Source organism: Caballeronia mineralivorans PML1(12) (assembly GCF_001028175.1).
GTDB lineage: Bacteria > Pseudomonadota > Gammaproteobacteria > Burkholderiales > Burkholderiaceae > Caballeronia > Caballeronia mineralivorans.
In genome coordinates this window covers 1-13,177 of the sequence record NZ_AEJF01000090.1, presented here as the reverse complement: position 1 = coordinate 13,177, position 13,177 = coordinate 1, and the positions used below count along the sequence as shown (strand labels likewise).

At 61.0% G+C, this 13,177-nt stretch carries 13 protein-coding genes, 1 pseudogene and 1 riboswitch; of the genes and pseudogenes, 4 read left to right on the top strand and 10 right to left on the bottom strand.

The genetic code is table 11. The annotated features are described in order from the left end of the window. Nucleotides 1-973 (bottom strand): cache domain-containing protein (locus EOS_RS14170; protein WP_268760320.1); only part of this gene is annotated, 973 nt, incomplete at its 3' end. A 379-nt stretch (nucleotides 974-1,352) separates the two neighbouring features. Continuing rightward, nucleotides 1,353-1,479, top strand: a riboswitch (yybP-ykoY riboswitch). A gap of 77 nt (nucleotides 1,480-1,556) precedes the next feature. Here EOS_RS14170 and mntP point away from each other — a divergent pair. Beyond that, on the top strand, nucleotides 1,557-2,126 hold the full coding sequence (gene mntP, locus EOS_RS14165; protein WP_047847288.1) for a manganese efflux pump MntP: 570 nt from the start codon (nucleotides 1,557-1,559) through the stop codon (nucleotides 2,124-2,126). Between the two features lie 79 nt (nucleotides 2,127-2,205). On the opposite strand, the gene EOS_RS14160 is transcribed toward mntP, so the two are convergent. Continuing rightward, nucleotides 2,206-2,529 (bottom strand): DUF4148 domain-containing protein, encoded by a 324-nt coding sequence (locus EOS_RS14160; protein WP_047847287.1) that lies wholly within the window; start codon nucleotides 2,527-2,529, stop codon nucleotides 2,206-2,208. Between the two features lie 636 nt (nucleotides 2,530-3,165). On the opposite strand from EOS_RS14160, the gene EOS_RS14155 reads away from it, so the two are divergent. Then, nucleotides 3,166-3,600, top strand: coding sequence for a DUF3280 domain-containing protein (locus tag EOS_RS14155; protein ID WP_326972925.1), 435 nt, complete (start codon nucleotides 3,166-3,168; stop codon nucleotides 3,598-3,600). A 154-nt stretch (nucleotides 3,601-3,754) separates the two neighbouring features. After that, nucleotides 3,755-4,864 carry a YVTN family beta-propeller repeat protein gene (locus tag EOS_RS14150; RefSeq protein ID WP_047847286.1) on the top strand — a complete coding sequence of 370 codons (1,110 nt, stop codon included), beginning with the start codon at nucleotides 3,755-3,757 and terminating at the stop codon, nucleotides 4,862-4,864. Nucleotides 4,865-4,914: 50 nt separating this feature from the next. On the opposite strand, the gene EOS_RS14145 is transcribed toward EOS_RS14150, so the two are convergent. Next, entirely contained in the window at nucleotides 4,915-7,236 is a 2,322-nt protein-coding gene (locus EOS_RS14145; RefSeq protein WP_047847285.1) for a TonB-dependent receptor, read from the bottom strand. A 174-nt stretch (nucleotides 7,237-7,410) separates the two neighbouring features. Between EOS_RS14145 and EOS_RS14140 the strand changes: the two genes are divergently transcribed. Next, nucleotides 7,411-8,439, top strand: a complete 1,029-nt coding sequence (locus tag EOS_RS14140) for a histidine kinase (RefSeq protein ID WP_047847284.1) — start codon at nucleotides 7,411-7,413, stop codon at nucleotides 8,437-8,439. On the opposite strand, the gene EOS_RS14135 is transcribed toward EOS_RS14140, so the two are convergent. From EOS_RS14135 to EOS_RS14105, 7 genes and pseudogenes are all read right to left on the bottom strand, one after another. After that, nucleotides 8,373-9,071 (bottom strand): response regulator, encoded by a 699-nt coding sequence (locus EOS_RS14135; RefSeq protein ID WP_047847283.1) that lies wholly within the window; start codon nucleotides 9,069-9,071, stop codon nucleotides 8,373-8,375. The genes EOS_RS14140 and EOS_RS14135 overlap by 67 nt on opposite strands. Further along, on the bottom strand, nucleotides 9,068-10,240 hold the full coding sequence (gene pqqE / locus EOS_RS14130) for a pyrroloquinoline quinone biosynthesis protein PqqE (RefSeq protein WP_235442809.1): 1,173 nt from the start codon (nucleotides 10,238-10,240) through the stop codon (nucleotides 9,068-9,070). Before pqqE ends, EOS_RS14135 begins: the two co-directional genes overlap by 4 nt. Continuing rightward, a complete protein-coding gene (gene pqqD / locus EOS_RS14125; protein ID WP_047847281.1) occupies nucleotides 10,237-10,503 on the bottom strand; it encodes a pyrroloquinoline quinone biosynthesis peptide chaperone PqqD in 267 nt (88 codons plus the stop codon). The genes pqqE and pqqD overlap by 4 nt, the downstream gene beginning before the upstream one ends. Further along, nucleotides 10,500-11,219 (bottom strand): pyrroloquinoline-quinone synthase PqqC, encoded by a 720-nt coding sequence (gene pqqC / locus EOS_RS14120; protein ID WP_047847280.1) that lies wholly within the window; start codon nucleotides 11,217-11,219, stop codon nucleotides 10,500-10,502. Before pqqC ends, pqqD begins: the two co-directional genes overlap by 4 nt. 41 nt (nucleotides 11,220-11,260) lie before the next feature. Next, the gene (gene pqqB, locus EOS_RS14115; RefSeq protein WP_047847279.1) at nucleotides 11,261-12,181 is read right to left on the bottom strand and encodes a pyrroloquinoline quinone biosynthesis protein PqqB; all 921 of its coding nucleotides are present in this window, start codon (nucleotides 12,179-12,181) and stop codon (nucleotides 11,261-11,263) included. Between the two features lie 49 nt (nucleotides 12,182-12,230). Then, nucleotides 12,231-12,797: a cytochrome b gene (locus EOS_RS14110; protein ID WP_047847278.1), complete on the bottom strand. Its 567-nt coding sequence runs from the start codon at nucleotides 12,795-12,797 to the stop codon at nucleotides 12,231-12,233. A gap of 85 nt (nucleotides 12,798-12,882) precedes the next feature. Then, nucleotides 12,883-13,177, bottom strand: a pseudogene (locus tag EOS_RS14105) (formylmethanofuran dehydrogenase subunit C); the annotation flags it as partial.

The window sequence follows — 13,177 nt, the reverse complement described above, 5'->3', positions numbered from 1 at the left end:
CCAGCCGGACAAGCTCCTCCTGCGCACGGGCGCGCTCGCGCAGCGACAGCGCAAGCAGCCACGACACCGCGATGAAACTCAGCCCCGATAACAGTGTCAGTGCGCCGACAATCAGGCTACGTTCGCGCCACGGCGCCAGGACGTCGTCTTCCGCCGGCGCCACGCCCGCGATGAACGGCGTTCCCGGCACGCGGGCGAAGGTGTAGAGGCGCCGCACCCCGTCGACGGGAGAACCCGCCGCGTACGATCCCGACACGGCATGCGCCATGCGCGGGAACGTGGGCGAGCCGGCGAAGCTGTGCCCGACCATGTCTTCGCGAAAAGGCTTGCGGGCGATCATCGCGCCATCCTGGTGGACGATGAAGATCGAGCCCTTGCTGCCCACGTCGAGCGTGTCAAGCAGCGAGCTGAAATAGGCGGTGTTCATTGCCAGCAGCGCAATGCCGGCGAACGAGCCGTCAGGTGCGTTCACACGCCGGCTCATGCCGATCGTCAGGGCGCCGCCGCGCACGCGCGACGCGAACGGAGGCGAGAGGAACAGGCCGGTCGACGGGCTGCGTTGCTGGGCGTGGAAATAGTCGCGGTCGGCGAACGAGCCGGGCGGGAGCGGCGAGTCTTCGCCGGCCGCCGTGATGTTGCTGCGGGCATCCAGCACGTAGGCACCGCTGATATAGGCCGCGGAGGTCGCGCGGCCGAACAGGATCTGGCGGCGCAGGATGGGCGACAGCCCCGTGAGGGCTGGATTCTGCGCGCCTTCAACCATTGCCTTCAGCGAGAGATCGTAGATTTCGACGTTGCGGGCGATGTCGGTGCTGATGATCGCGACGAGATTCGCCGACGTTTCGCGCGCGTGCTCGAGCGCACCCTGGCGTCCTTGATACAACGTGACAATCGACAAGCTCGCCATCAGCACCGCGACCACGGTGCCGGCCACGCCCGCGAGCAGCGGATGGCGGGAGAGCGTGCTGGCCATGCCGAGCGCCGTCCAGCGCGGCCGGATGCGGCGTTTCCTCAAACCCGTGGCGGGGGGCGAGGCAGGGTTCATCGCGTGTGGCACGCGAGGCGGGGACGGCTCGGGCAATGGCAAGACTGGTGGCGCGGCGTTGGGTGCGTACTGTCGGGCAGCGTCTCAGGCAGCGGCAGGAGTTTCAGTTTTGGCATCGCGCGGCAGTGTTTGATCGAAGGCTCGCCACTCTGGCTCGTTGGCCGCATTGTATCGGCTCGAACCCTGCAACTTGCTGAGCCGGCCGGCGGAGACGTCCTGGGTTCGCAATGCCTGTACCCGCGACGGCGGAAGTGACCCTGCACTCTGCCGGGGGAAGCTTACAAATTCATTTCGACCATGGTAGTCTCGCTCCGTCCTTGGGGAGTAGCCGGCTTCCATTTGCTGGAAGCGCTCATGTCAACACGCTTGGTTCGATCGAACCGTGGCATGAGCAACCACGTTGCTTTTTGGTTTTTTGGTTGGCAAGACCATCGATGTATCGGGGAGACCGGTCGGGCTCGCCGCTGCATCGCATGTTCTCGCCCGACCCGAATGCCACCACGACATCCCCATGAATATTGCTTCTACTCTCCTGCTCGCCTTCGCCATGTCGACGGACGCCTTCGCCGCTGCTGTCGGCAAGGGCGCGACGCTGCATCGTCCGCGGATTCGCGAGGCGCTCCGTACCGGCCTGATCTTTGGTGTCATTGAAGCGATCACGCCGCTGGTCGGCTGGGCGCTCGGCAAGGCCGCTGCACCGTATGTCGCTTCCTGGGATCACTGGATCGCGTTCAGCCTGCTGCTCGTGCTCGGCGCGCGCATGATCCGCTCGGGTCTGAGCGCACCCACGCCTGACGTCGAAAAGCCCCACAGCCACGGTTTCTGGCTGCTGGCGGTCACCGGATTCGCGACGAGTATCGACGCGATGGCGGTGGGCGCGGGACTCGCTTTCATTGATGTGAATATCTTGTCGACAGCCGCGACCATCGGCCTCGCGACGCTGATCATGGTGACCCTGGGCGTGATGGTCGGGCGCTTTTTGGGCAAGGCGGTTGGGCAGCGTGCGGAGATTGCAGGCGGGTTGATTCTCGTCGTAATCGGATCAGTGATTCTGGCCGAGCATCTTGGGTATATGAGTTGAGGTAACGGTATGCGGCTTGCACCCGGCGGCAAGGCGCTCTCGCTTGTCAGCGTGAAGCGCCTTGCGCGGTTGCATTCGTTCAATGGTTCGAATAGAGCGAACGTCCGGTGATCTGCGTTTGCAGCGGTGCGTGTACGCCTGAGGCGGACACGCCGCTCGTGGACGGACCGTAGGCGCTTGTCGCGACGCCTTGAGTTGCATCGACGCGGGCTTCGGCGGCGAGCAGTGCATTCGGATAGTGATTACGATCCGATGCCGGGTTGTAGCCCGCCTTCTCCAGTTGCACGAGTTCTGCCTTGACCTCGGCGCGGGTGACGGGGCTGCTGTTCGATTGCGCAAACGCGAAGACCGGTGCGGCCAGTACGGAAGCGAGGACGAGTGCTGAAACGAGTGATTTTTTCATGATGAAGATCCTTGAAAATTAATAAGGGCTACGAAATAATTGGCAGAGAGCGCTGGCCGTTTTAAGCGATGTAGCTTGCTTGTAAAACGGCGGTGGCTTCGATAGATACCCTCTCTAAAGCCCACCAATGAAGCAAATATCAAGCGGCACGGCATGAGCCCACAAGCGCGTGAACGTCATATGATTCACGACACATGGTCATTCATTGGCCTATAGCGCACGCGTTCATGTCATACCTACGCGAACGTTCCGACAACTGACCATGGCGATGAAGCGTGAATGAATAATCTCACGCGGAAGCTTATGTGCACCTTAAGCCGCCGAAGCGCTTACCGCATGAATCATCCAACGCGTTTTGGCGATAAATCCTTAAGGTTTGCTTAGGTCTCGCAATGTAAAATGCAGATCGAAAATTCTCCGAATCGAACCCCGGTCCGGGCGCGGTCCTTGCATCTGTGGAGTGTCACAACCGGGAGCGATTCCCTACGGAGGTCGTTGATCATGTTGCAAGTGCGAGGGTATTTAGTTCATGAAGGCGGACGGCGTTTGTCGAGGGTTTGCGGTGTTGCGTTGTGCCTGCTGGCCGCTGCTTCGCAGACAGCGTTTGCAGTCGCTGTGCCAAGGTCGATCGCGGTCATGAACTGCACGTTGATCGACGATAACGCCGCCTACAACGACGCCAATACCAATCGCATCCAGCAAGCTCGCATCGGCATGATCAGCGACGATCTGCGCGCGCAGTTGCGCGACCGGCAGCTCTATCGCGTCGCGGACAACGGACCGGCGAGCGGCATGATCGCGCAGCTCGCATCGACACAGGACATGAACGCTTGCAACGGCTGCGAACTGCAAGTCGGCCGCAAGCTGGGCGTAGAGCGGGTCGGGGTGTGCTGGGTTCAAAAAGTCAGCAACCTGATCATCAATATCAATCTGCGCGTGGAGGATGTTGCATCGGGCCAGGCCGTGTTCCAGCGTTCGGTGGACATTCGCGGCAACACGGATTTGTCGTGGCAGCGAGGTGTCAAGGCGCTGGTCGATCGTCTTGCCGACGACCCGGACGCCACCCGCTGAACCGGTGTCATGAAGATGGCCGGGGCGCTTTCGGGAGATTTTCCCGCCCCTATCCATTGTCAAGCCACGGCATGATGGGCTAAGTTGGCCTTTGGGTCTGCGATGTCCAAAGACATCCGGCGCACCTTGCAAAGAACAATAGGCGGAGACGAACATGCATGTGAAAAAAGTGACGGCGCAGTTGGCGCTCGCATCGGTGGTGACGGTTGGCACGACGCTGGGCGCGAGTCCGGCGCACGCGGCGCCAACAGCTTACGTGACGAGCGAGACGGCAGGCGTCGGTGTGATCGATCTTGATCAGATGACGCTCACGAAGACATTTTCATTTGGCGACGACGGTCCGCGCGGCTTGAGCCTGACCGCCGACGGCAAGCGGCTTTTGCTGGCTAACAAGAAACCGGGCGACCTGTCCGAAGTCGATACGGCGACCGGCAAGGTTCTGCGGCGGGTGAAGATCGGCAAGAATCCGGAGTTTGTCCGGGTGTATGGCGGCTACGCGTATGTGACCTACGAGCCGGGCGAGAGCGGTGGGCCTCCCGAGGCACCGGGAGCGGCTGGCAAAGGCGGTCCGCCGGAAGCGTCCGGAGTGGACAAGGGCGGACCTCCGGGGGCGAAGGATGACGACGAGAATTCGCCGCCGGCCGAAATCGCGATTATCGATTTGAAGAGCTTGCGGGTGGTTCGTTCGGTGAAGAGCGGGCACGAGACGGAGGGCGTGGAGTTCTCGGCCGATGGCAAGGAGCTGCTGGTGACCAACGAGGGTGATGACACTGTCTCCGTGTATCACGTTGGCACGGGTGCGCCGCTGCGAACCCTCAAGCTGGACCATGGGTCGCGCCCACGCGGTATCAAGCGTTCGCCCGACGGCAAGCGGTATGTCGTCACCTTGGAAAACACCAACAAGTTTGTTGTGCTGGATGCGCGCAGCTTCAAGGTGCTCAAGACTGTGGACACGCAGCTCGGTCCTTACGGTGTCGCATTCGACCCTGCCGGCAAGCGCTTGATGGTGGCGGCGGCACGCGGCAAGATGTTGCAAGTCTTCGATGCAAAGACCTTCGATCATGTCGCCGATGTGCCGATGGGCCAGCGCTGCTGGCACTTCAGTTTCACGCCGGACGGATCGAAGCTGATGCTGGCATGCGGCCGTTCGAACGCGGTGTATGTGTTCGATGCCAATAGCTATCAACCGGTCAAGCAGATCGAAGGGCTGCCGCTGGCGTGGGGCATCGTGACGTATCCGCGTAGCGCGGGGTCTATTGACTAAGGTTCAGGTTTCGTTCGCACCGGGGGCCTTGGACCGCTGCGAACGAAAACCTACTTCCACGAATACCTCAATCCTACCCACGCTCCTCGCGGCGCGCCAATGCCCAGAAACTGCTCATTGACCGGATTGGCGCCGTCGAACGTATGGTTCGCGCCGTTGAAATCGTTCTGGCCAAGAATCGCAAAACTCGCATAACGCTTGTTGAGCAGATTCGTCACGCTCACGAACACCTGCAACTGCTTCGTGATGTTGTAGGTCGTATCGAGGTCGATCAGGAAATACCCGGCCACCGTCCCGTTCACATCCTGATTGTTCTCGTCGCCACGAGCAAAAATACTGCCCCGATACGTCAGGTTGGTCCCCACATTCCACTTCGGCGTGGCCGCATAGTCGAGCCGCAACTTGATCGTGTTCTGCGGAATACCCGGGATGCGATCGCCCGACTTGACCGTGATGTTGCCATTGGCATCGGCGCTTGAGTTGCTGGAACTGTTTTCGGTCCAGGACGACTGATACGTCGCATCCACATAGCTGTAGCTCGCGGCAACACCCAGCGGCCCGAACTGCGTGCGTCCAGCCAGCTCGACCCCCTGCCTGCGCGTCTTGCCCACGTTCTGGAAGAACCCCAGCGTACTGGCCGCGCCGTTGCTGCTGATAAACTGGATGTCGTTATCGAGTGTCGTCCGGTAAATGGCCGCGCTCCATGTCGTCGCGTGCCCGAGCTGGCCACGCGCACCGATCTCGAAGGTCTTCGAGATCACCGGTTGCAACGACGGGTCCGCAATGAAATTGTTCGGCAAGGAACAGGGCGCCGACGGGTCGGCACAAGCGAGTTCAATGGCCGTCGGCGAACGCATGCCTTCATTGTAAGTGGCGTAGGCGGTGAAGGTGGAGGTCGGGTTCCAGTTGACCCCCACCGCCGGATTGAAGCGCGAGAACGTATGGCTGCCGTCGAGCAGAGGCTGCATGCCGCTTTCATCGCCGATCACGGACTTGGACCAGTTATAACGCCCCGCGAGTGTCATCGACCATTGCTGCGTGAGCGACAAAGTGTCCTCGAAATAGACACCGTAATTGGCGTTGCGTGTCTTTGCATCGGTTTGGGATGCGAAGGGACCTATACCGATAGTCGCGCGTGAATCGGTAAATTGCGCGTCCTGCGAAGCCTGCGTGAAATGCGAGTTGGCGAAATCACCGGCCATGCCCGCGACGAACTGATTTTCCAGCCCCATCAGCTTGCTGAGCAGTGTCATCTGCAAGCTGGCGCCGTAGCTGTCGGTGACGATCACGGACTGCAGGTTGGTCGCCTGCACCATGTCGATGTTGCCGTTGGCGTCCGGCAAGCCGAAGTTGTTGTTCGTGTTGCTGCTGGTGTTCACGTTGCGATAATGCCGGTAATACACGTTGCCGCTGATTTCCACGTTAGGGCTGAAATAATGCTCGCCCGACAGCGTGAGATAACCAACCTGGTTCTGGTTCTGGTCCGGAAATGTGTAGGCTTGCTTGTAGTTATCGAGGAAGGAGCGCGGGATGGTCTGCGAGCCCTGCAAGGTATTGTCCGCGCCTCCCATGGAGAGCGAGATCGTGGTGTCCGCATCGGTGTAGCGAAGCTTGCCGAAGGCCTGCCGCAGGCGGCTGGAATTGTGATCGGCCCAGCCATTGTCGTTGGTCGTGTTCGCGGTGAAGTAATAATCCAGGTTCTGGCCGATCACGCCGCCCTGCTGGATCTGGGCCGTCTTGCGGCCCCACGAGCCAGCCGAAACTTCCGCCTCGCCGCCCGGATTGCTGCGGCCGTTTTTCGTCGTGACAGCGATGGCGCCGCCCAGTGTGTTGAGGCCGAAGGTGGGGTTGGAACCGGGGATCAACTGGATTGTGTTGATTGCGGCTTGCGGAATCAGGTCCCAGTTCACCACGTCGCCAAACGGCTCGTTGATGCGCACGCCGTCGAGGAACACTGACAAACCCTGCGGCGTACCGAGCAGAGGCGACGCCGTGAAGCCGCGATAGTTGATGTCGGTCTGGGACGGATTACCCTGGGCCTCGTTGATATCGACGCTGCCCACGTTCCTTTCGAAGTAGTCCGTGAGGACGGCCGAATGCTGCTGTTCGATGGCGCTGCCCTTGATGGTCTGGACATTGGCCGGCACCTTCTCGAGCGGGGTGCCGATGCCGAGCAGCGGTGTAGTGCCCACCACCACGATCGGCGCGAGCTGGATCAATCGGGCGTCCGATGCAGGCGCTGGCGGAGCGGCCGCCTCTTGTGCCCAGGTCGTGGCGCTCAGGCCGGCAAGCGCGCTGCCGAAGCACAACCGCAGTGCCATCTGCGGCGCTAACGGATGCTTGCGAGAACGTTGGTGTGGCGCCTGACTCATGATTGTCTCCTGCCGGTTTGTCGTTATCGGTATAAGTTCATTGCCATACTGAAAGCGTCCCACAAGATGCTTCCGGTGCAACCGGGAGGACTTCCCGATTACAGGGGGAAGTCCTCCTAACCCGCATGATCCACACGCGACGCGAGCACGCGTGCTGAGTAGAATGAGAGCGCCATGCGACCCGATTCCCCGACCTCTTCCGCAGAAGCGCCCGCATCGCGCTCGACCGTGCGGCGCGACCTCGCCTGCGTGCTGGCGCTGACCGTGCTCGCTGCCGTGCTCTGCATGCGCTTCGATGTCGGCGAGCTGACGTATTCGCTTACGCGCCGCTTTGAACGGTTCCAGCTGGACGAATTTCCCCCCACGCTGGTCGTGCTGGCTACCGGTCTTGCATGGTTTGCATGGCGGCGTTATCGCGAGTCGCAACGGGAATTGCTGCATCGCCGCGCGCTTGAAGAGAAGGCCGAGCGGCTCCTCGCCGACAACCGGCGTCTTGCGAGCGAAAGTATCGGGGCGCAGGAAAATGAGCGCCGTCATTTCGCACGTGAGTTGCACGACGAACTCGGCCAGTATCTGAACGCCATCGCCCTGGACGCGGGACGTATCCGCGATCTGTCGACTGAGGGCGAGCCGGAAGTCCATCGCCTGTCGCTTGCGGTCATGCAGAGCGCGAGCACGGTGTACCGGCAGATAGGTGGCATGATCCGGCGCCTGCGGCCCATCGGCCTCGACGAATTCGGTCTGCCGAGTGCGCTGGAACATTGCGTGGAAAGCTGGCGCGAACGCTTGCCGCAGGCATCGTTCACGTTGACGGTGGAAGGCGACTTTGCCAATCTGGCAGACGTGCTGAACATCACGCTTTATCGGCTGGTGCAGGAGGGGCTGACCAACGTCTCGAAGTTTGCGCGCACCTCGCGGGTCGAAATCTATCTGGTTCGGACTGCGGATGATGCGCGGGCAACACGCGATGAAATTGTCGTGACCATGACCGATGACGGTCCCGGCATCGATCTGACAAAACCGCGCGCGGGGCTGGGGCTGATCGGTATGCGCGAGCGTGTCGAGGCGATCGGCGGAGAGTTCCACATCGCCAGCCAGCCGGGCAGCGGTTTTCTGTTTTGCGCGCGTGTGCCCGTTCAGGCCGGATTGCCCGAGCCGAACGAACCGAGCGAACTCGCGGAGTTGGCGAAATCGGTGAAATGAAGGCCGAGGCGGTTCGCCATTTGCGCAAGCTGCACGCCGTTGTCCGCGCCGAACTTTTGACGGATCACTGATTGATGGTTGGCCACGGTCTTTTGACTCAGGCCTAGTCGTTCCGCGATGCTCGGTAGCGTGTAGCCCTGCACCAGCAGACGCAGCACTTCAAATTCCCGGGCGGACAGTTGGCGTCCCGGCGGCCCTTCCTGGAAGGCAGTCCGCAAGGCAAGTGCCTGAGAAATGTCCGCGCTCAGATAACGCGCTCGCCGCGCTACTGCCCGGACCGCTTCCACCAAGACGTCAGGCGCGCTTGCCTTGGTCACGTAACCGCGCGCGCCGGCGTCCAGTGCACGTCGTACGAATATCGTTTCCTCGTGCACGCTGAAGATCAGCACATGAGCGTCCGGTTCACGGGCAAGCATTCGACGCATTGCTTCAATGCCGCTCGCACCCGGTAGCGCCAGATCCATCACGACGACATCGGGGCGTAATGCACAGAAGCGCTGGTACGCCTGCGCGGCGTCCGCGGCTTCGCCAGCCACACGCACATCGGGACTGAGTTCAAGCAGGCGCCGGTAACCTTCGCGCACCACGGCGTGGTCATCGACCAGAAGGACACTTATATCGGCAGTGGTCATTTACGAACTCCCGCGAGATCGGCGACGATGTGATAGTCAGGGCCGCGGCCGTCGTGCGACGCCGCCAGCCGACGTGAATTACTGTCGTTGCGAAACATGATCGGATGTTCGTCCGGCTCGCGTTCGATGGCCGCTTTGCGCACCACGTTGATTACAGCTTCGTGGTGGGGCGATTTATCGCAGACCGGATCGGCGTTGGCCGGGTCGCCCGTCAGCAAGTACGCCTGGCAGCGGCATCCACCTGCATCGATGGTTTTTTCCTCGCAACTGCGGCACGGTTCCCTCATCCAGCCGAAACCGCGAAAGCGGTTGAACGCATCACTGTCGTACCAGATCTCGCGGACTGAACGTTGCTTGACGTTCGGGAAGGTCAGGCCGGGCAGCGAACGAGCTGTATGACAGGGCAGCGCGGCACCGTCCGGGGATATACCCAGGAACACCGAGCCCCAGCCGTTCATGCAGCGTTTGGGCCGGTTTTCGAAGTAGTCCGGCACGACGAAGTAGATCTTGCAGCGATCGCCGATCTCGTTTCTATAGCGCTCCACAACCGCTTCGGCCTCTTTCAACTGCTCAGCGGTCGGCATCAACTGCGCGCGGTTGGCATGCGCCCAGCCGTAGTACTGCGTGTTCGCGAGTTCGAGATATTCGGCACCCATGGCGAGCGCCATGTCGATGATCTTGTCCACATGCGGCAGGTTGTATCGATGCAGCACGCAGTTGAGCACCATCGGAAAGTCGTGTGCCTTGATTGATTTCGCCACACGATTCTTCAGGTCGAAGGTGTGTGTGCTGCTCAGGAAGTCGTTGAGTTCCTGTGTCGAGTCCTGGAACGACAACTGGATATGATCGAGGCCGGCGTCTTTCAACGCATCAAGGCGCTTGTCGGTCAAACCGATGCCCGACGTGATCAGGTTCGTATAAAAACCGAGTTGGCGTCCTTCACGCACGAGCACTTCCAGATCGTCGCGCAAGAGCGGCTCGCCACCTGAAAAACCAAGCTGCGCTGCACCGAGCGCACGGGCTTCGCGCAGCACCTTGATCCATTCGTCGGTGGACAATTCGCTGCTGTGATCGGTGTAGTTCACCGGGTTGTAGCAGAACGCACAATGCAACGGGCATCTGTACGTCAGCTCGGCCAGCAACCACAGCGGCGGCGCGATATCGCTCATGATGCCTTCTCCAGCCATCCGCGCCGCTCGGCTTCGGCGACAAACAGGCGGACTTCATCGCCGATGCCCTGCGCATTGAAAGCCTGTTGCAAGTCCGCGATCAACGTGTCGACATCGCGCGTGCCGTCGCAGCGCTTGAGTATTTCCCCCGCACTTTGATTCAGCTTGACCATGCCTTCGGGATACAGCAGCACATGCGCTTCCTGCGCCGGTTCCCATTGCAGTCGGAAGATTCCCTTGAGCTTGAGCATAGGCGATGTCATTGCGGGAAGGCCTTTTCGATGGCATCGAGCATCGACCATAAAATGTCGAGCTTGAACTGCAGGATATCGAGCGCGCGTTCCTGCTGCTCGCGGGTCTTGAAGTAATCGAGCGTGACTTGCAAGCCGTGCTCGACATCGCGTTGTGCCAACGAGATACGCGAGCGGAAATACGTGAGGCCATCGGCTTCGATCCACGGGTAACACGAAGGCCACGTCGCCAGTCGATCCTTATGAATTTGCGGCGCAAAGATCTCCGTCAGCGATGAACACACCGCCTCCTGCCAAGGCGCACGACGCGCGAAATTGACGTAGGCATCGACGGCGAATCTCACGCCTGGCGTCACATGCTTCAGCGACCAGAGTTCGTCACGCGTGAGACCGACTGCATCGCCTAACCGGGCCCAGATTTCGATGCCGCCTTCATCGTTGCCATAACCGTCGTGATCGAGGATGCGCAGCACCCAGCGCCTGCGCGTCTCGCGATCCGGGCAATTCGACATCACAGCCGCATCTTTCAGCGGAATGTTGATCTGGTAATAGAACCGGTTCGCGACCCAGCCGCGGATCTGCTCGCGCGAACAGCCACCCTCGTTCATCTTCACGTTGAACGGATGATGAATGTGATACGCGGTGCCTTTCGCGCGAAGCTGGGCTTCGAACTCCTCGCGGGTCCAGGCTGCAGCATGTTCGGTAGTAATCGGAGTGGGGCCGTTCACAAGATTCTCCTGCGAGGCGCTAGCAATGCCGCTAGCAATGCTTAGAGTTCGAAAGCCAAACCATCGAAGGCGACTTCAATGCCGTGTTCGGCGAGCCGCCGCCGCTCGGGACCGTCTTCGATCAGGATCGGATTCGTGTTGTTGATATGAATGAGGACCTTGCGTACGCCCGCACGTTCGATGGAATCGAGCACTTCAATCATGCCGCCCGCGCCGGTTTGCGCGAGATGGCCCATATCGGCGGCGGTCTTTTTAGACAGCCCCAGTTCGATCATTTCGTCCGGTGTCCAGAGCGTGCCGTCGACCAGCAACAAGTCGGCGCCGTTCATCGCTTCGAGTACGTGCGGTTCCAAAGCACCGAGACCCGGCGCGTAGAACGCACGCTTGCCCGAATGCTCGTCGATGAACGTCAGCCCGATGTTGTCGCCACGTTGAGGCGCTTCGCGATGCGGCGAGTAGGGCGGCGCTTTGCTCGACAGCGGTAGCGCTTCAATGCGAATACCCGGCAACGCGGGAACGGTGAAGGATGCTCCGTCGAGCGGAATCGCATGGCGCTCGACGCCGCAGTAATGCGCGAGTATCGATACAACGGGTAAGCCGGTGCTCAGGTCCTGCAGGACGGCGTCGGTGACGTAGAGCGGCAACGGGGTATCGCGTTCACGCAGCATCAGCAAGCCGGTCACGTGATCGATCTGCGCGTCCATGGTCACCACGGCTGCGATACCGCTGTCACGCGCGCGCCGCGCCGGTTGAAGTTCGGGATGAGCCGCGATCTGCGCAAGCAAATCGGGCGACGCATTGATGAGCAGCCAGTCCTCGCCGTTCGCGCTGACCACGATCGACGACTGCGTACGCCGCTGCGCGTTCAGCGTGCCATTGCGCACGCCATCGCAATTCCAGCAGTTGCAGTTCCATTGCGGAAAGCCGCCGCCTGCGGACGAACCAAGTACCTTGATCTTCATGCGGCGTGACGCCTGAAGCGTCCCTCCCTCGAAAGTCCGGTGATCAAAGTCATGGCAGCATCCTCTCCATCAGGCGGTCGCGGTCTATCAACTGATGTTTGAGCGCGCCCGCCACATGCAGCACGATCAGCGCGATCAACACCCAGGCGCTGACCGTATGCAGCGTGAAGAAAATCTTGCGCAAGCCGGCGTCGTCCCAGCCCCACATCGGCAGCGGGATGCCCCAGAAGTGCGTGCCGAACTTGTTGAACGACGAGCCGAAGTAACCCGTCAGCGGCATGACGATCATTGCAACGTATAAAAGAGCCTGCGTCATGCTCGCGGCGGCGCGTTGCCACGCTTGCATCGGGGGAAGCGGAGGCCGACCTGCAACCAGGCGAACCACGATACGAATTAGCACAAGCAGGAAAACTGTCATCCCAAGCGACTTGTGGAAGTTGATCAGACTTGATTTGAACGCGAGACCTTTCGGCAACCCGACCATGTAGAGACCGATGCCGAGCATCGCGATGATCGCCAGTGCGATCAACCAGTGCAGGACGATCTGCGCTCGTGCATAGCGCGGCACGCCGGCACTCGCGTCGAGCGTCGCAGCGGGCGAATGCGCAATGTTCATTGTCGTCGTCTCCTTCCGTTGGCTGCGGCGTCTTTCGTGTTTGCGTACGCGCCGTGTCCGTTTGTTCACCTTACGCCGAATGTTTTCATCCGACGATCAGCAGTTCTCCGCGTCCGTCCACCGCGAGATCGCCTGTGTACCGGCGTGGCAGCGTGCTGGCTTTCAAGGTCGAAAATGGTGCAATTTCCGCGGCGAGAGAGCGCACCATGAGCGACCAGAAGACGTCGAAACCCTGGCCGCCTGCGGTAAACGTGGGCGGCATGTGGGCGGGCGCGCGGGCCAGCAGCAACGTGCCGCGACGCATGCCGTAACCGTAGTGCGGCCCGAGTTTCCCCGCGATGCCGATCGTGCCCGCCACCAGCCGCGACGCCGCGCATTCG

Excerpts from the sequence above, each read along its gene's own strand:
- mntP (WP_047847288.1), top strand. The coding sequence starts at position 1,557 with ATGAATATTGCTTCTACTCTCCTGCTCGCCTTCGCCATGTCGACGGAC.
- EOS_RS14160 (WP_047847287.1), bottom strand. The coding sequence starts at position 2,529 with ATGAAAAAATCACTCGTTTCAGCACTCGTCCTCGCTTCCGTACTGGCC.
- EOS_RS14155 (WP_326972925.1), top strand. The coding sequence starts at position 3,166 with ATGAACTGCACGTTGATCGACGATAACGCCGCCTACAACGACGCCAAT.
- EOS_RS14150 (WP_047847286.1), top strand. The coding sequence starts at position 3,755 with ATGCATGTGAAAAAAGTGACGGCGCAGTTGGCGCTCGCATCGGTGGTG.
- EOS_RS14145 (WP_047847285.1), bottom strand. The coding sequence starts at position 7,236 with ATGAGTCAGGCGCCACACCAACGTTCTCGCAAGCATCCGTTAGCGCCG.
- EOS_RS14140 (WP_047847284.1), top strand. The coding sequence starts at position 7,411 with ATGCGACCCGATTCCCCGACCTCTTCCGCAGAAGCGCCCGCATCGCGC.
- EOS_RS14135 (WP_047847283.1), bottom strand. The coding sequence starts at position 9,071 with ATGACCACTGCCGATATAAGTGTCCTTCTGGTCGATGACCACGCCGTG.
- pqqE (WP_235442809.1), bottom strand. The coding sequence starts at position 10,240 with ATGAGCGATATCGCGCCGCCGCTGTGGTTGCTGGCCGAGCTGACGTAC.
- pqqD (WP_047847281.1), bottom strand. The coding sequence starts at position 10,503 with ATGACATCGCCTATGCTCAAGCTCAAGGGAATCTTCCGACTGCAATGG.
- pqqB (WP_047847279.1), bottom strand. The coding sequence starts at position 12,181 with ATGAAGATCAAGGTACTTGGTTCGTCCGCAGGCGGCGGCTTTCCGCAA.
- EOS_RS14110 (WP_047847278.1), bottom strand. The coding sequence starts at position 12,797 with ATGAACATTGCGCATTCGCCCGCTGCGACGCTCGACGCGAGTGCCGGC.